Genomic DNA, 17,245 nt, shown 5'->3' with positions numbered 1-17,245 from the left:
TTACCGGGCAAAAGCGTTGCTGGAGGCTGCTGGGGCAGCCGGGCGCTGGTGGCCGGTAGCGGCCCACCTTTTTTTAGTGGGCAATTGAAGCCGTAGCGGCACCTAAGGCTTGGTTCGCACCTATTTTTCCGGCTTTTGGGCGCTATTTCCGTATTAGTCGGGTGGCTTTTTTACTTGTGGGGGCCGGGCTTGCCCGGCTGGCCACGGGCTTTTGCTTTCAGGCTCAAAAGGAAAGCGCCTTTTGTTTTGTTACTGCTGTATGTCTGCCGCTCACGTCGATACCTTTTCGCCTGACTCCGAAAACCTGCTCCCGGTCTTGCTGGCTATTTCGCCGGCGGGCGTGGCGCTGCTGCAGCCAGTGTATTCGGCCGCAGGCGAGCTCATCGACTTCACGTATACCTACCTCAACCCGGCCGCCCAACGCCTGCTGCACCTGCCCGAGCGGCCAGCCGCTTCGCACCAGGCTACTTACCCCAGCGAGGGAGAGCTGTTCGATTTCTACCGCGCGGCGTTTGCCTCCAGCCAGCCCACGCACCACACCGGCAACTACCCGCACGCCGGGCACGCCTGCTACCTGCGCCTGACGGCGCAGCGCAGCGGCCAGGTGCTGGCGCTCAGCCTGGCGGAGGCTACCCGCCCGCAGGCCGCCCCCGCCGCCGAGCTGCAAGACCCGCAACTCTATTCGCTGCTGCACCAAGCCCCGGCCATGATTTGCGTTTTTGAGGGCCCCGAGCACCGCTTCGAGTTTGTGAACCCGCCCTACCAGGCGCTGGTGGGCAGCCGCCTGCTCGTGGGGCGCACCATAGCCGAAGCCATGCCCGAGCTGGCCGGGCAGCCTATCTTCGGGCTACTCGACCAGGTGTACCGCACCGGCGAAACCTTCCGCGCCGACGAGATGCTGGTGCAGCTCGACCACCACAACGTGGGCGCGCAGGTGCTGGCCGAGCATTACTACAACTTCATTTACCAGGCGCGGCGCAATGCGCGCGGCCGGGTCGATGGCATTCTGGTGTTTGCCTACGATGTGACGCCGCAGGTGCGGGCCCGGCAGCAGGCCAGCTACCAGGAGCAGCGCACCGCCCAGCTCAACGAGGCGCTGGCCGCCAGCAACGCGGAGCTGGCCACGGCCAACGAGAAACTACTGACCGCCAACGACGAAACCACCCGCAAAAACCGGGCGCTGCGCGCCGCGCAGGCCGAGCTGCACCAGCTCAACCAGGAGCTGGAGGCCCGCGTGGCCGACCGCACCCAGGCCCTTTCCCAAGCCCTGCGCCAGGCCGAGCAGCAGCGCGCCCAGCTGCAAGCTCAGGAGCAGCAGCTGCACCAGATACTAGGCCAGGTGCCGGCCGCCGTGGCTACCCTCGAAGGCCCCGAGCATCGCTACAGCTTTTTCAATGCCCGCTACCAAGAGCTGGTGGCCCAGCGCGCCCAGCTAGGCCTGCCCCTGGCCGAGGTGCTGCCCGAGCTGGTGGCAATGGGCTTTGATAAGCTGCTCGACCAGGTGTATACTACCGGCCAGATGCTGGCGCGCACCGAGACGCTGATAGAGCTAAATGACCCGGCCACAAACCAACCATTTAGCCGCTACGTCAATTTTGTGTACCAGCCGTTGCTCGATGGGTGCGGCCAGCCTCACAGCGTGCTGGCGTTTATCCTGGATGTGACGGAAAGCGTGCTGAGCCGCCAGCGGGCCGCCGCCGCCCAGACGCAGGCCCTGGCCGCCGCCGAGCAGCTGGCCCGCCAGCGCGAAGCCTACTACCGCATTTTTGAGCAAACGCCGGCGGCCATCGCCATCCTGCGCGGGCCCGAGCACCGGCTCGATTATTTCAACCCCGCCTACCAGCAGCTGTTTCCGCAGGGCCTCGCGGCGGGACGCACCATTGCCGAGCTGCAGCCCGAGGCCGTGGCGCACGGCTTCGTGGCGCTGCTCGACCAAGTGTATGCCACCGGCGAGCTGTATACCGGCTACGAGCACCTGCTGGCCATCCGGCAGGCCGCTGGGCAGCCCCCGCGCCCGGCTTATTTCGACTTCACCTATCAGCAGTTTCAGGAAGAAGGCCAACCGGCCGGCATCTCGGTATTTGCCAACGAAGTAACCGAGCGGGTGCATGCCCGGCAGCAGTACGAGGCCCAGCAGCAGGTGCTGCAACGCGTATTTGAGCAGGCCCCGGTGGCCATTGGCGTATTTGCCGGGCCCAACCACGTGGTGGAAGTGTGCAACCCTGGCCTGCAAGCCATTTGGGGGCGCACGGCCGAGCAGGTGCTCGGCCAGCCGCTGTTCGACACCATGCCCGAGTTTCGGGGCCAGGGCTTCGAGCAATTGCTGGCCGAGGTGCTGCGCACGGGCGTGCCCCACGTGGCGCGCGAGGTGCCGCTGCGCGTGCTGCACCAGGGCGAGCCGGGCACGGTGTACGTCAACTTTGTATACCAGCCCCTGCGCGATGCCCAGGGCCACATTACGGCGGTGGCGGCCGTGGCCACCGACATCAGCGAGCAGGTGCGGGCGCGCCAGGTGGTAGAGCAAAGCGAGCAGTACATCCGCCGCATGGCCGACGCCGTGCCCGCCATGATATGGCTGACCAACTCGGCCGGGCAATGCACTTACCTCAACCAGCAGTGGCACCTCTACACCGGCCAGCCCGTGGGCGAGGGCCTGGGCGAGGGCTGGCTCGACGTGGTGCACCCCGACGACCTGGTCAGCACGCGCACCGTTTTTTTCGACGCTACCTCGCAGCAGGCGGCGTTCAGCGTGCTGTACCGGCAGCGCCGCCACGATGGGCGCTACCGCTGGGTGCTCGACACGGGCGCACCGCGCTTCAACCGGGCCGGCGAATTCGATGGCTTCGTGGGTACGCTCTTCGACATTCACGAGCAAAAGCAGGCCGAGCAGGCCTTGCAGCGCCTCACCACCAGCCTGCGCACCGCCCGCGACAAAGCCCAGACCCTGAATGCCGAGCTGCAAGCCAGCAACGAGCAGCTGCGCCGCACCAACGTGGACCTCGACAACTTCATTTACACGGCCTCGCACGACCTCAAGGCCCCCATTACCAACATCGAAGGCCTGGCCCATGCCCTGCACGACCAGCTGCCCGCCCGGGGCCCGCTGGCCGAGGCCGTGGCCCCGCTGCTGGCCATGATGCAGGATTCCATTGAGCGCTTTCAGCGCACCCTCGACCACCTCAGCGACGTGACCAAGCTGCAAAAAGAGCACGACCAGCCGCTGGCCGAGGTGGCGCTGGCCCCCATCGTAGCCGAGGTGTGCCTTGACCTGCAGCCCCTGCTGCAAGCCAGCCAGGCGCAGCTCTCTACCGACGTAGCTACCTGCCCTACGGTAGCTTTTTCCGCCAAAAACCTGCGCTCAGTAGCGTATAACCTGCTCAGCAACGCCCTCAAGTACCGCGACCCCGCCCGCCCGCTGGTGGTGCACATCGGCTGCCACCCCGCGGGCGACTACGTGGTGCTGCGCGTGCAAGACAACGGCCTGGGCCTCGATGCCGGCCAGCAGGCCGAGCTCTTTACCATGTTCCGGCGCTTTCACGTGGGCGTCGAGGGCTCGGGCATCGGGCTGTATATGGTGAAGAAGGTAGTGGAAAACGCGGGCGGCAAGCTGATGGTCGAAAGCCAGCCGGGCGTGGGTTCTGTGTTTTCGGTGTACTTCCGCCGCTAGCGCTCGTATAAGCGCAACCGCCCCACCCGCTCTCCTTTTCCACCCCGATGAACAAGCTGCCCACCGTGCTGCTCGTGGACGACGACCAGACCACGAACTACCTCAACCACCTGCTGCTGACCAGACTGGGCGTAGCCGACCACATCCTGGTGGCGCACGACGGCCGCGAAGCCCTCGACCTGCTCGCCACCCGATGCGCGCCCTCGGCGGCCCAGTGCCCCTGCCTGCTGCTACTCGACGTGAACATGCCCGGCATGAACGGCATCCAATTTTTGGAAGCCTACCGCCAGCTACCGCTGCCCACCGAGCCGGCCCCCGTCATCATGATGCTCACTACCTCGCTGCACCCGCGCGACGTGCAGCGCGTGCAGCAGCTCGGCACCGTGGCAGGCTTCGTGAGCAAGCCCCTCACGGCGGCCAAGGTCCACGCCATCCTAGCCGAGCATTTTTAAGTCGAAGCCTATTCAACTTGCCATGTACTTAGCTTACAACTAAAAAAGCCGGTCAGCTCCTAGTGAGCTGGCCGGCTTTTGCTTAGCTACGGGTAGCGCTTACTTCTTAATTCGCGTTTCTTTCTTGTACCCCTTCGGGATGCTGAACGGAAAATCCAGGTTCCCCGCCCCTACTTCCACCTTCTGAAAATTCAGCGTGGCCGTGGTGGTGCCGGCACTAGCCTGCTGGCCTACCACGCTGGTAGTGAAGGCGAACGGTAGCTCGGTGCCGCTGGGCTTCTGAAAATCGGAGTAGCCTACCGTGAGGCTGCGCTGGGCGGCGCTCTCGCTCACTTTCAGCTGCTGCAAGCGGCCGGTGGCAGTACTCACCAATTGCTCGATGACGAGCGGGGCCTGCGGGTAGGTTACGTTCTGGTTGTCGCCCTCGGCTTTCACCACGGGCACCGCGCCCTTGGGGGCGGGCTGGTAGTCACCGAGCAGGATGGCTTGCATCTGCTGGTAGCTCACGGGCACGCCCAGCAGCTGGCTCAAATAGGCGTAGTCGCCAGCGAAGTAGCTCTTTTGCAGGCGGTTCACTACCCGCACCGAGTCGGGCGTGAGCAGCGCCCGCACGCCCTCGATGCCAATGAGCGAGCCCGATAGCCAGATGGCCGAGTCGCGCCGCACCCGCAGGTTGAAATTAGCCGTCTGGTCGGTGCTGCCGTGCGTGAAATGCACCTTGCCCTTACCGCTGAGGTATTGAAAATCAGTGATAGTGGCCTTCACGCCGGCCGGCGTTTTCACGGTAGCGGCGGCGGTAGAGGTGCCCGGCCCCAGCTTGCCCCCCGACGACGGGACGCGGTGGCAACTGGCCAGCGCCAGCACGGCCAGCACGAGAGCAGATTTATTCATACAATTTTTGGTCTTTGATTTTGCGGTCGAGCAGCGGCGAGGCGCCGGGGCCGGCTTTGCGGGCGCGCTGCCATTCGGCCACGGCCTGCGGGTGCTGGCCTAGCTGCCACAGCACATCGCCGTAGTGCTCGATTACGGCGGCGTCCTTGGTGGTTTTGAGGGCGCGCTCCAGGTTTTCGCGGGCTCCCGCGTAGTCCTTCAGCTTGTAGAGCACCCAGGCATACGTGTCGAGGTAGGTATCGTTGTCGGGAAATTTCTTCACCGTGCGGCCCGACATCTCCTTGGCCTTGTCAAGCTTCTCGTTGCGCAAGCTCAGGTAGTAGCTGTAGTTGTTGAGCGCGCCGTAGTTGTTGGGGTCGATGGCTAACGCCGCATCGTAGGCCGCGTCCGATTTGGCGTATTCCTTCAACTCGTGGTACACGTCGCCGAGCTGCACGTCGAATTGCGCCTGCAACTCCAGGTTGGCGCTGGAAAGCTTGCGGCCGTGCTCCAGGGCCGCCACCGCCTGCTTGGGCTGGTGCTTGAGCGAGTGCCCGATGCCGTTGAAAAACCACAGCTGCGCCTGGTTCGGGAACAATTCCAGCGCCCGGTCGCTGTGCACGAGCAGCGAGTCGGTCTGGTTCAGTTCGGCGTCGAGCAGCACTACCTGCTGCCAGAGCTGGTACTTTGAGTTGTCGTAGCGCAGCGCTTTCAAGTACGTGTCGCGGGCTTCGCGCTTTTTGCCGGTCAGGGTTTGCACGTCGCCGGCCACGCTGTAGGCTTTGGCTTCTTTGGGGTGGCTGCGCACGGTGGCGGCGGCCAGGTCGAGGGCCACGGCATTCACCTTTGGGTCAGGCAGTTGCTTAAGGTAGCCCACCAGTATCCGCACCGCCTGGTCGATGTCGAGCGAGGGGTTTTCAAACGCCAGCCGCAGCTGCTGCTGCGACTCGGGCTCCTGCTTTTGCTGGCGGTACACCTCGGCCAGTATCAGGTGGGCCTGGGCGTTGCCGGGGTCGAGGCGCAGCGCCTGCTCGGCCACCCGAATGGCATCGGGCAGGCGGTTGTTGGCGGCGTACATTTCGGCCTGGGCCAGCACGTAGCGCGGCTCGGTCGGGTTGGCCGCAATCAGGCTTTCGCCCTCTTTCAGCGCCAGCGGCAGGTTGTTCTGCTTGAGATAAATCTGCTGCTTCTTAAAGGAAATCTCGTCGAGGTCGCCAAACTGCTGCTGGGCTTTTTCGAGCGTCGCCAGTGCCTCGGGCAGCTTGTTTTGGGCCAAATACAAGTCGGCCAGCTGAAACAGGTAATTGCCCGTGCCGGGCACCTCGCGCACCAACGTGGCGTAGGTATTAGTGGCGGCGTCAAACTGCTTTTGGTTGGCCTGGGTTTGGGCCAGCAGCAGGTAGTAGTAGGCGTTTTTGGGGTCGAGCTGCACGGCCGCCTGGGCGTAGTTGGTGGCGTCGCGCAGGTTGCCGCTCAGCAGGTTGGCCTCGGCCAGCTTGTAGTTTACGGCCGCGTTGCCGGGGCTCAGGGCGTAGGCTTTCAGCAGGCGGTCGAGCGCCTTGGGGTAGTCTTCGAGCGTGATGTACTTCACGCCATCCACAAACAGCGCCTCGCTCACTTCCCGGTCCTTGGCCGTGAGCACGGGCGTGGCGGCGCGCTGCTTTTCGGCGTCGGCGGCGCGGCGCTCCAGCTCGCGCCGCTCCTGGCGGCTCAGCTTGGTGGGCTTGCGGATAATGGCCATGCTGTCGGCCGAGGGGCGGCGCTGCGCCTGGCCCACGCCAGCCGACCCAACCAATGACAAAAACAGCAGGCTTACAGCTACTTGACGCATACGCTAATTCGGGCAGGCTAAGGCCTGCTGCGCGAAAGTAAGGGGATATTAAAGACGAACGACGCGGCCCCGCCAGGGAGCCGCGTCGCTGTTAACGTCAAAAGTCACTAAAAAATCACACTTGCAGCACGTTATAATCGCCGAGGCTGAGGTCAGCAGCTTTGCTGGTCACGCTGGCGAAGTTGCCCACCATCGAATTGGTGATGGTGGCGTTCAGCACCGAGGCCGACGTTTGCACGATGGAGTTCGACACGCGCGAGTCGCGCACGTTGCTCTTGTTGCCCACGCTCACGTGCGGACCCACTACCGAGTTGGTAATCACAGCATCTTCGCCGATGTACACCGGCTCAATAATCACCGAGTTGGTGATTTTGGCCGACTCGGCCACCAGGTTTTCGCCGCGCTCTTTCAGGTATTCGAGGTAGCGCTGGTTGGTGAACACGGTGGCGTCCTTGTTGCCGCAGTCGAGCCACTCGGTTACCTGGCCGGGCACGAAGATGGTGCCCTTGTTCTTCATGTTTTCCAGGGCGTTAGTAAGCTGATACTCACCTTTATCCTTGATGTCGTTGTCGAGCAGGTATTGCAGCTCGTCGCGCAGGTAAGCGCCGTCCTGGAAGTAGTAGATACCAATGATGGCGAGGTCCGACACGAAGGTTTCGGGCTTCTCCACAAACTCCGTAATCTGGCCCTGCTCGTTCAGTTTCACCACGCCAAACGGCTTGGGGTCTTCTACTTTCTGCACCCAGATGGTGCCGGGTACCGAGCTATCGAGCGTAAAATCAGCCTTGAACAGCGTATCGGCGAATGCTACTACCAGCGGGCCGGTCAGCGACTCCTTGGCGCACAAAATGGCGTGGGCGGTGCCCAGCGGCTCATCCTGGTAGCAGATGGTGCCTTTGGCCCCCACCGACTCGGCGATTTTAACCAGGCTTTTTTCTACCTCGGCCCCGAAGCGGCCGATGATGAAGGCTACTTCGTCTACTTGCTCGCCGCATACTTTGGCAATGTCTTCGACGAGGCGCTGCACGATGGGCTTACCGGCAATCGGAATCAGGGGCTTGGGGACGGTGAGCGTGTGGGGGCGCATGCGCTTGCCCATGCCGGCCATCGGAACGATTATTTTCATGAGGTGTTTGGGGGTGGAGAATTCTGAATACTAAAACATTGCTGCTAAGCAGCTTGCTGAGATTGACCAGTGTGTGGGTTTGCCGGGCGAGGCCGAGGGGTGCGGGCGGCCGAAAAATTAACCTGCCCGACAAAATTAACCTGTCCAACAAGCGCGCCCAAGGCATCGGCCCGCCTCGAAAACTCAGTTGCCACTTCATCAGGAACCAGTAGCACTACCGGCGCGGCGGGCAGCGTTTCTTCTTCGGCGTCCAGCAACTGGTCGACGTTTTGCTTGGCTTCTTTCAGCGACAAGTGCAGCAGTTCGCGCTGTAAATTAGCGAGTTCTACTTTTTGCAGGCCTGCGCGCCAGCCCGCCAACACGATAGTTTGCATAAGTCTAGAGGTCGGGGACAGAGATAATAAAAGGAGTAGGTAGCTGGCCTACGCAGCGCCCAGTCGAGCGGCGGCCACCTTCTACCCGTAGCGTTGACACGCCAAAGTAACGGCCTAGTTCACGAGCTACCTCCCATAACGCGGCCCGCCCTACCTGGTTTCGGGCATTACCGCCCAGATGCAGCCTGAATAGATGCAGCTCGTTTTCGCTTCGCATAAAGTTTGTCAGGCATTCAATTCGCTGACTACCTACCACAAACGAGAATTGCAGCACATCGTCATCGACTTCTATTGATTCGGTAAGCAACATCAGGGGCCTAATGTACTCTGGAAAAACTTGCTTCGTCAGTTACTCATTTTGCAGCAAGTTAGCCAGCGTAGCTGGGTCAGCATTACCACCACTGATAATGAGTACGGTATGCCGGCTAGTGGGCAGGTTAGCGCGGTGGCGCAGCAGGGCGGCCAGCGGCAGCGCGGCCGTGGGCTCTACTACCAGCCGGGCTTCGAGCAGCAGGCGGCGGGCGGCGGCGCGCAGCTCGGCTTCGCTCACGGTCACCACATCGTCGGCGTACTGGCGCAGATGGGCTAAAGTAAGCTCGCTCAACGCCAGGGTACGCACCCCGTCGGCCAAGGTTCGGTTGGTGTCGGTGGCGGCCCATTCCACCACTTGCCCCGCCCGAAACGAGGCCTGCGCATCGGCCGCCAGTTCGGGCTCGACGCCGATTATCTTCACGCTGGGCTTCAAAAGCTTGAGCGCGGCGGCCACGCCGCCGAGCAGCCCGCCACCGCCCACCGGGGCCAGCACCAGTTCTACTTCGGGCAAATCTTCCAGAATTTCCAGCCCGATGGTACCTTGCCCGGCTATCACGTGGGCATCGTCGAAGGGCGGCACCAGCACGGGCGGCTCAGCGGCCTGGGCCAGCAGGCGGGCGGCCACGGCCTCACGCTTTTCGTGGGCGGGGTCATAGAGCAGCACCTCAGCCCCGAGCGCGCGGGTAGCGGCTATTTTCACCTGCGGGGCATTGGTGGGCATGATAATAGTGGCCCGGATGCCGAGCTGCCGGGCGGCGTAGGCCACGCCCTGGGCGTGGTTGCCGCTGCTGTAGGCCAGCACGCCGCGCGCGCGCTCCTCGGCCGTGAGGGTCAGGATGCGGTTGCCCGCGCCCCGTATTTTGAAGGAGCCAATGGGTTGCAGGCTTTCGGGCTTGAGGTAAACGGCTTTGCCGGGCAGCTCGGCTACCTCGAAGGGCAGCAAGGGCGTGCGGCGGGCCAGGCCGCGCAGGCGTTGCCGGGCCTGCTCGATGTCGGAAAGGGAAACAAGGTTCATGCGGAAAGGGTAGCTAAAGCGGCGGTGGGCACAAAGTTGCCGCCAAAACCGCCCGCCGGCCTTCGGCGTTAGCTTTTCCGTTCCGTACTTTGCTCCTATGAATCATTTCAATGCAATCGAAGCCGGCATCCAGAGCCTGTTTGCCGCTACCAACGCTGGTTTTATGAATGACGCCAGCGCGGGCCAGGACCAGCTCAGCACCTGGCTCAACGAGCTGCGCAGCAGCAACGACCCGGCCCTGCGCCCCGTGGCCCAGGAGCTCGAAGCCCTCAGCCAGGCCATCAGCAAAAACGACCTGCCCGCCATGTCCAAGTCGTTTTACCAGCTCGGCCACCTCACCGCCACGGCGGCCCTCAGCCTGCACAGCTTCGCCGGTACCGGCGACAAGCTGCGCGAACTGAGCCAGAAGCTCGTCGCCGCCGGCGGCAACATTCACATCATCGCCCAGCAGCGCGGCCTCATTCACGCCGCGCCCGCACACCACTAAGTGTCAATGAGCAATTAATAAAGGGCAATGAGCAGGCTGATTATTCGGCCTGCTCATTGCCCTTTATTAATTGCTCATTACTACTTGCCCGTGCTGCCGTAGCCGCCCGCGCCACGGGCGGTTTCGCTCAGGGTTTTGGTGGGCTGCCAGGCTATAGTTTCGTGGCGGGCCACTACCAGTTGGGCAATGCGCTCGCCGTCGCGCACGGTAAACGGCTCGTTGGACAGATTGACCAGCAGCACTTTAATCTCGCCGCGATAATCGGCGTCGATAGTACCGGGGCTGTTTACGATGCCGATGCCGTGCTTGTAAGCCAAGCCGCTGCGCGGGCGCACCTGCGCTTCGTAGCCTATCGGCAACGCGATGCTGAGGCCGGTTGGGATGATCATTCGCTCCAGTGGGCCAAGCTCAACAGGGCCATCCGGCAGGTCGGCCAGCAAGTCAAGGCCAGCGGCGTGTTCGGTTTGGTAAGCGGGTAGCGGGTGCCGCGAATGGTTTATTACAGGGATTTCAAGCATTTGATAAGCTGTTAGCCGCTGGCTACTAGCTGTTAGCTACTCATCGGTCGAGAAAAGCTAACAGCCAGCAGCCAGTAGCTAACAGCTTAAATTTTTACAGCGCCGCCATTTCGGCGCGCACGAAATCAGCCAGTTGAGTCAGGTACTCGGTGCTGAAATCGAAACGGATGCCCGCCGCCTCGTATACCTCACCGATGGGCCGGGTATAGCCCAGCGCCAGCGCCCGCTGGTAGCCGGCGAGCGCGGCGGCCGGGTCTTGCCGGAAATTGCGCCACACCGCGATGGCCCCGAGCTGCGCCAGCGCGTACTCAATGTAGTAGAACGGCACTTCGTAGAGGTGCAACTGCTTTTGCCACAAGTAGGGCCGAAACTGCTCCAGGCCCTGCCAGCTCACGCTGCGCTGGTTGAAATCCTGAAAAATCTGCGTCCAGCGCGCGTGGCGCTGCGCCTCGGTGTGGGTAGGGTTTTCGTAAATCCAGTGCTGAAACTTGTCGATGGTGGCCACCCACGGGAAAGTTTCGAGCACGCTTTCGAGGTGCGTTTTCTTGGCCCGGCGCAACTCGGCGGGGTCCGAGAAAAACACGTCCCAGTGGTCCATGCTCATCAGCTCCATGCTCATCGAGGCCAGCTCGGCTACCTCGCTCGGCGGGTGCTTGTCGGCCGAGAGCGGCAGGCGGCGCGTGAGAAACGAGTGCACGGCGTGGCCGCCCTCGTGCAACATCGTCACCACGTCGCGCAGCGACGAGGTAGCATTCATGAAAATAAACGGCACGCCCGTTTCATCGAGCGGGTAGTTGTAGCCGCCGGGGGCCTTGCCGATGCGGCTTTCCAAGTCGAGGTGGCCCATCTGGCGCATGGTGCCCAGGCACTGGCCCAGAAATGGGTCGAGGCGCTGAAACACGGTGATGGTTTTTTCGAGTAGCTCGGCCCCGGTCTGGAAGGGCACGAGCGGCGGGCGGCCGCTGGGGTCCACATCGAGGTCCCAGGGGCGTAGCGCGGGCAGCGCCAGGTCTTGCCGGCGCGCCTCGTCAAACTCATCAATGAGCGGCACTACCGTGGCCTGAATGGCCGCGTGGAAGGCAAACGTGTCCTCCGGCGTGTAGTCGAAGCGCCCGAGCGCGGCAAACATATAGTCGCGGAAATTGGCGAAGCCCGCATTTAGAGCTACTTGGTGGCGCAGGCGCACTAGTTCGGTAAAGAGCTGGTCGAGGGGCTGGCTGTCTTGCAGGCGGCGCGCCTGAATGGCCCGCCAGGCCTGCTCGCGCACGGGGCGCGACAGGCTTTTGAGGCGGTCGGCGGCGCGGGGCAGCGTTATCTCCTCACCGTCGAGCGTCACGGTCATGGCCCCCACGGTGGCGGCGTACTGCTGCTGCTTGGTCGAAATTTCGGTTTTAAGCGGAATATTTTCCTCGCGGTAAATTTCCGACGCCCGGCGCACCGAGCGCAAAAACACGCCGTAGCGCGCCGCGTCGAGCTCGCCCAAGCTGGGGGCGGCGAGCAGCTTTTCGTTGAGGGCATGGTCGTAGGGGGCTACCAGCGGCTCTATTTCCTGCACGAAATACTGGAAGGCTTCGGCGTGGCTTTCGTCCTGCGTGTCGCAGGTCATGCGGATATAGCGCCACGCCAGGTCCTCACTCAGCACCGCTTCGAGCTCCGAGCGGTCGAGCAGCCACTGCTCCAGGGCGGCGGCATCGGGCAAGTGGCGGGTTTGTAGCTCTTGAAAAAAAGGCGTGAGACTAGCCCAATCAGTCACAAAAAATTCTTCGGGTAAATAGTGGCGCGGCGGGCGCGCCGTATCGGTCGCCACCGACGCAATAGCGGTATCAAGCTCAGAAATCACCATAAAGAGTACTTACGCAAAACGATAGAGGAAGGACCAGCGCGCCCGCCAAGCCAGCGCGGCCACACGCCGCAAGCCCGCTCGGCTACTGCCCGCTGAAAAGTAAGCAATCCCGTGCAAATAAGGTCGGCACTGGCGGCCGGAAGGGGTACGCGGCACACGGGTACTACCTAAGCCCATGCTTTTATAAAGCGTATTCTTCGGGAAAAGTTGAGGTAATCATTTCTTAAATCTTTTAAAACGCAACGCCCGCAACCTTCGGGCCGCGGGCGTTGCGTTTGGAGCCGGCCAGAACCGGTGATTAGTCAATCTCAATCACAACATCGGCCGTGAGTGGGTGGGCCACGCACGTGAGCACGTAGCCCTTGGCCAGCTCGGCGTCGGAGAGGCCTTCGCGCTCATCGAGGTGCACCTTGCCCGAGAGGCACTTGCCGCGGCAGGCGGTGCAGAGGCCGGCCTGGCACGAGTAGGGCAGGTCTACATCTTCATCAAGGGCGGCGTCGAGGATGGTTTTGCCCACGGGCACGTCGATGATGTACTCGCTGCCTTCGTAGTGCAGCGTCACTTTGCGGCTGGTGACGGGGCCGTCGTCGGGGCCGGCAAGCACGTCGCCGTGGCTGTCGCCGGCCTCGGCTGAGTCGGCAGCGGCCACGAAGCTTTCGCGGCGCACGCGGGTAGCGGGCACGTTCAGCAGCTCCAGCGCGGCCTGGCTTTCAGTCATCAGGCCCTCGGGGCCGCAGATGTAGTACTCGGCCTGCGGGGCCGGAAACTGGTGGCGCTGCTCCAGAATGCGCAGCAGCGTAGTGCGATTGACGCGGCCGGTGTGCTGGTGCGGGCCGGCCGGGCGCAGCGGCTGGCTGTACACGTGCTCTACTTGCAGGCGGCCTTTGCTACTCGCTTCCAGCTCGTCAAGCTGCTGCTTAAAAATAACGGAATCCTCGTTGCGGTTGCCGTAGATGAGCAGCACGTGGCTCTGGGGCTCTTCGCGCAGCACGGCCTTGAGCATGCTCATAAGCGGCGTGATGCCCGAGCCCGCCCCAATGAGCACCAGCGAGCGGGCGGCCTTGGGGCTGGGCTGCACCACGAAATTACCCATCGGCGGCAGCACCTCATATTGCTGGCCTACCTGCACGTTATCAAGCAGGTAGTTGCTTACCAGGCCACCCACTACGCGCTTCACGGTCACGGACAGGCGCGGGGCGTCGGCGGGGGTGCTGCTGAGCGAGTAGGCGCGGCGCTCGGGGCGCTTGGCGGCGGGGTCGCAGGGCACGAGCAGGGTCAGGTACTGGCCGGGCTTGCTGGCCACGGGCTGGCCATCGGGCCGCTCGAGGTGAATGGTAACAGTATCCGGCGTTTCCTGGGTGAGGGCAACGACGGTCAGCGTCAGGTACGACGACATGGGCGAAAGCTTAACTGAGATAGAGGGGCAAATTTACGGCGGGGGCGACGGGTAGGGTTGCCATAATTCGGGCCAGCGCTTGGGGAAGTAGCGCGAACTTTGCAGTTCGCGTTCGCCAACGGGCACCCGACCGAACGCGCACTACAAAGTTCGCGCTACTTTATGTCTGACCTCGCTTCTCTGCTTTCCCGGCATCGCGCCACGTTTGCACCGGTGCTGCCCACGTTGGCCGGGCCGGTGGCCCCGCTCGACTTCACGGCCAATAATTCGCACCTCTCCCACCCCGAGCGCCTGCGCGACACGGCCTTGTTTGACAAAGTAGTGCACGAAATGCTGGCTGAGCAGCACGCCGCCGCCGGCATCGGCGGCTACCTCGAAAACCGCGTTATTTACCGCCGCAGCCCGCATTTCGACGATACCACCGAGGCCCGCTCGCTGCACCTGGGCGTAGATGTGTGGGTGCCGGCCGGCACGCCCGTGGCTGCGCCGCTGCCCGCCGTGGTGCACAGCCTAGCCGATAATAACCACTTCGGCGACTACGGCCCTACCATCATCTTGCAGCACGAGCTGGAGGGCGTTACCTTCTACAGTCTCTACGGCCATCTCACGCGCACCGACCTACCGGGCTTGCAACCGGGCCAAAAGCTTGCCCAGGGCCAGATATTCGCCCACGTGGGCCCCTACCCCGAAAACGGCGACTGGCCGCCGCACCTGCACTTGCAGCTCATCGCCGACATGCAAGGTCGCTGGGGCGACTTTCCGGGCGTGGCCCCGCCCAGCGAGCGGGCGTATTGGGCAGAATTGTGCCCCGATGCGGGGTTATTCATTTAACAGTTAACAGCTCGTCTAGCGGATGAGGTACCGTTAAACGAGCTGTTAACTATTAATTGATAACTGTTAAATGAAACTCACTTCTCCCGCTCTATCGTGTAGTTTATCAGCGCCTCCAGGGCAGTGCGGGCGGCCGACTCGGGGAACTCGTGCAGGATGGCCAGCGCCTCGTCGCGGTAGCGCTCCATCGTTTGCACAGCGTATTCGAGGCCGCCCGATTTCTTCACGAAGTCGATGACCTGCTGCACGCGCTCGCGGTGGCCGGCGTTGTTTTTGACGTTGTAAATGACGCGGCGCTTGTCGAGCCAGCTCGCCTGCTGCAAGGCGTAGATGAGCGGCAAAGTCATTTTTTTCTCCTTGATATCGATGCCCACCGGCTTGCCGATTTCGGCCGTGCCGTAGTCGAAAAGGTCATCTTTTATCTGAAACGCCATGCCCACTTTCTCGCCAAAAAGGCGGGCGCGCTCCACGGTTTCCTTGCTCGCGCCCACCGAGGCCGCGCCCACGGCGGTGCAGGAGGCGATGAGTGAGGCGGTTTTCTGGCGAATGATATCGAAATAAACCTCCTCCGTGATGTCGAGGCGGCGGGCTTTTTCGATTTGCAGCAGCTCGCCCTCGCTGAGCTCGCGCACGGCACGGTTCACGATTTTGAGCAAATCGAAGTCGTCGTGCTCCAGCGCCAGCTGCAAGCCGCGCGAGAGCAGGTAGTCGCCCACCAGCACAGCTATCTTATTCTTCCAGAGCGCATTGATGGAAAAGAAACCCCGGCGATAGTTGCTTTCGTCCACCACGTCGTCGTGCACGAGGGTGGCCGTGTGCAACAGCTCGATGAGCGCCGCGCCCCGAAAGGCGGCCGGGTCGAGCGGCCCGGCGGGGTCGGCGGCGGCGGTGCGGGCCGTGAGAAACACGAACATAGGGCGCACCTGCTTGCCTTTGCGGCGCACGATGTAGCCCATTATCTTGTCGAGCAGCAGCACGTTGGTTTGCATCGACTGGCGAAACTTCACTTCAAACTCCGCCATTTCGGCGGCAATGGGAGCCTGGATAGAGTCGAGCGGGTTTGCCATGCGGGCGCAATGATACGGCGGCCGGGCGCATTCGCCTCTCCGCCGTGGGAAGTAGCTTGCGGCGCTTTTCGTCGCTATACGTATGCTTACTACTGTTGAGTTCGTGCTAAAAGGCACCGGCCACGGCCGCCCTTTCGCCGCCGATGCTACTTACCAATCTACCGCTGGCGCGCCCGTGGCTCGGCCCGTGGTGGTGTTCGTCCACGGTTTTAAGGGCTTCAAGGACTGGGGTCATTTTCCGCTGCTGGGGCGCTTTTTTGCCGAGCAGGGCTTTGTGTTTGTCAAGCTTAATCTCTCGCACAATGGCGTGGTGGTGGGCGGCACCGGCGACCTCGAAGACCTGGAAGCCTTCGGGCATAATAATTTCAGCCACGAGCTGAATGACCTGGGCCAGCTGCTCGACGCCCTGCACGCGCCGGGCGCCACTCCCCTACCCGCCGCCGCGCTCGACCTCAGCCGGATTTACCTCATCGGCCACAGCCGGGGCGGCGGGCTGGTGCTGGCCAAAGCGGCCGAAGACCCGCGCATCAGGGCGGTGGCGACCTGGGCGGCGGTGGCAACGCTGTCGCCGCCGTGGGCTCCCGAAGTGCTCGACCAATGGCAGCGTGTGGGCGTCATTCACATTCCCAACGCCCGCACCGGGCAGCAATTACCGCTCTACTACCAGATTGCCGAAGACTACCGCGCCCACCAGCCGCGCTTCGACCTAGTGGCGCTGGTGCCGCAGCTGCGCCAGCCGCTACTCATCGTGCACGGCGACCCCGACGAAACCGTGCCCCTGCGCGCGGCCGAGGAGCTGCTGGCCCGCAAGCCCGACGCCGAGCTGCTCATCGTGCCCGAGGCGGGGCACCAGTTTGGCGGCCGCCACCCGTGGCCCGAGGCCGAGCTACCGCCGCTGGCCCGGCTCGTAGCCGAGCGCACCGCCGTTTTTTTTCAGCAGCACGCATGAGCGAGGTCGTAGCCTACCTGCTGCTGGGCAGCAACATCGGCGACCGGGCCGCGCATTTGCAGCAGGCGCGGCGCACGCTGGCGGCCACGGCCGGCACGGTCGTGGCGGCGTCGGCGTTCTACGAAACGGCCGCCTGGGGCGTGGAAGACCAGCCGGCCTTCCTCAACCAGGTGCTGGCTGTTTGCACCGCGCTGGACGCGCCCGCGCTACTCGCCGCCTGCCTCGCCACCGAGCAGCAGGCGGGCCGCGAGCGCATGCAGCGCTGGGCCGCCCGCACTCTCGACGTGGACATTCTGCTCTACGGCGACGCTATTATTGACACGCCGACGCTCAGCGTGCCGCACCCGGCACTGCCGGGCCGCCGCTTTGCCCTCACGCCGCTGGCGGAAGTAGCGCCGCAACTGGTGCACCCACAACTGGGGCAGACGGTGAGCGAGCTATTGGCCACCTGCCCCGACCCGCTGGCGGTACAACGCTGGGTAGCGCACTGAATCGGTAGAAAGCCAC

General features: G+C 63.2%; 15 protein-coding genes. 6 read left to right on the top strand and 9 right to left on the bottom strand.

The window, feature by feature from the left end; genetic code table 11:
* Window positions 1-259: 259 nt before the first annotated feature.
* The gene (locus tag VFO93_RS07785) at window positions 260-3,667 is read left to right on the top strand and encodes a PAS domain-containing protein (RefSeq protein ID WP_325133791.1); all 3,408 of its coding nucleotides are present in this window, start codon (window positions 260-262) and stop codon (window positions 3,665-3,667) included.
* Window positions 3,668-3,714: 47 nt separating this feature from the next.
* Window positions 3,715-4,119, top strand: a complete 405-nt coding sequence (locus VFO93_RS07780; protein WP_325133790.1) for a response regulator — start codon at window positions 3,715-3,717, stop codon at window positions 4,117-4,119.
* A gap of 99 nt (window positions 4,120-4,218) precedes the next feature.
* Here the strand turns inward: VFO93_RS07780 and VFO93_RS07775 are convergent, their stop codons facing one another.
* The 5 genes from VFO93_RS07775 to VFO93_RS07755 form a co-directional block, all read right to left on the bottom strand.
* The gene (locus VFO93_RS07775) at window positions 4,219-5,010 is read right to left on the bottom strand and encodes a DUF4292 domain-containing protein (protein WP_325133789.1); all 792 of its coding nucleotides are present in this window, start codon (window positions 5,008-5,010) and stop codon (window positions 4,219-4,221) included.
* A complete protein-coding gene (locus VFO93_RS07770) occupies window positions 5,003-6,820 on the bottom strand; it encodes a tetratricopeptide repeat protein (RefSeq protein WP_325133788.1) in 1,818 nt (605 codons plus the stop codon). The genes VFO93_RS07775 and VFO93_RS07770 overlap by 8 nt, the downstream gene beginning before the upstream one ends.
* A gap of 115 nt (window positions 6,821-6,935) precedes the next feature.
* Entirely contained in the window at window positions 6,936-7,946 is a 1,011-nt protein-coding gene (locus VFO93_RS07765) for a sugar phosphate nucleotidyltransferase (protein ID WP_325133787.1), read from the bottom strand.
* A gap of 44 nt (window positions 7,947-7,990) precedes the next feature.
* Window positions 7,991-8,320, bottom strand: a complete 330-nt coding sequence (locus VFO93_RS07760; RefSeq protein WP_325133786.1) for a hypothetical protein — start codon at window positions 8,318-8,320, stop codon at window positions 7,991-7,993.
* Window positions 8,321-8,669: 349 nt separating this feature from the next.
* Entirely contained in the window at window positions 8,670-9,647 is a 978-nt protein-coding gene (locus VFO93_RS07755) for a threonine/serine dehydratase (protein ID WP_325133785.1), read from the bottom strand.
* A gap of 97 nt (window positions 9,648-9,744) precedes the next feature.
* Here VFO93_RS07755 and VFO93_RS07750 point away from each other — a divergent pair, with 97 nt between their 5' ends.
* Complete coding sequence (locus VFO93_RS07750) at window positions 9,745-10,134, top strand: hypothetical protein (protein ID WP_325133784.1); 390 nt, start codon at window positions 9,745-9,747, stop codon at window positions 10,132-10,134.
* A gap of 80 nt (window positions 10,135-10,214) precedes the next feature.
* On the opposite strand, the gene dut is transcribed toward VFO93_RS07750, so the two are convergent.
* From dut to VFO93_RS07735, 3 genes are all read right to left on the bottom strand, one after another.
* Window positions 10,215-10,652 (bottom strand): dUTP diphosphatase, encoded by a 438-nt coding sequence (gene dut, locus VFO93_RS07745; protein WP_325133783.1) that lies wholly within the window; start codon window positions 10,650-10,652, stop codon window positions 10,215-10,217.
* Window positions 10,653-10,746: 94 nt separating this feature from the next.
* Complete coding sequence (locus tag VFO93_RS07740; protein ID WP_325133782.1) at window positions 10,747-12,495, bottom strand: M3 family oligoendopeptidase; 1,749 nt, start codon at window positions 12,493-12,495, stop codon at window positions 10,747-10,749.
* 298 nt (window positions 12,496-12,793) lie between these two features.
* Window positions 12,794-13,891 carry a ferredoxin--NADP reductase gene (locus tag VFO93_RS07735; protein ID WP_325133781.1) on the bottom strand — a complete coding sequence of 366 codons (1,098 nt, stop codon included), beginning with the start codon at window positions 13,889-13,891 and terminating at the stop codon, window positions 12,794-12,796.
* 162 nt (window positions 13,892-14,053) lie between these two features.
* On the opposite strand from VFO93_RS07735, the gene VFO93_RS07730 reads away from it, so the two are divergent.
* A complete protein-coding gene (locus VFO93_RS07730; RefSeq protein WP_325133780.1) occupies window positions 14,054-14,722 on the top strand; it encodes a peptidoglycan DD-metalloendopeptidase family protein in 669 nt (222 codons plus the stop codon).
* A 77-nt stretch (window positions 14,723-14,799) separates the two neighbouring features.
* Here VFO93_RS07730 and VFO93_RS07725 read toward each other — a convergent pair whose 3' ends face one another.
* The gene (locus VFO93_RS07725; RefSeq protein ID WP_325133779.1) at window positions 14,800-15,789 is read right to left on the bottom strand and encodes a polyprenyl synthetase family protein; all 990 of its coding nucleotides are present in this window, start codon (window positions 15,787-15,789) and stop codon (window positions 14,800-14,802) included.
* Window positions 15,790-15,871: 82 nt separating this feature from the next.
* On the opposite strand from VFO93_RS07725, the gene VFO93_RS07720 reads away from it, so the two are divergent.
* Window positions 15,872-16,738, top strand: a complete 867-nt coding sequence (locus VFO93_RS07720) for an alpha/beta hydrolase family protein (protein WP_325133778.1) — start codon at window positions 15,872-15,874, stop codon at window positions 16,736-16,738.
* Window positions 16,735-17,229, top strand: coding sequence for a 2-amino-4-hydroxy-6-hydroxymethyldihydropteridine diphosphokinase (gene folK / locus VFO93_RS07715; RefSeq protein ID WP_325133777.1), 495 nt, complete (start codon window positions 16,735-16,737; stop codon window positions 17,227-17,229). Before VFO93_RS07720 ends, folK begins: the two co-directional genes overlap by 4 nt.
* The last annotated feature ends 16 nt before the right edge of the window (window positions 17,230-17,245 follow it).

The sequence above is a fragment of the Hymenobacter sp. genome, assembly GCF_035709525.1.
Lineage (GTDB): Bacteria > Bacteroidota > Bacteroidia > Cytophagales > Hymenobacteraceae > Hymenobacter.
This window is presented reverse-complemented; position numbering and strand designations above follow the sequence as displayed.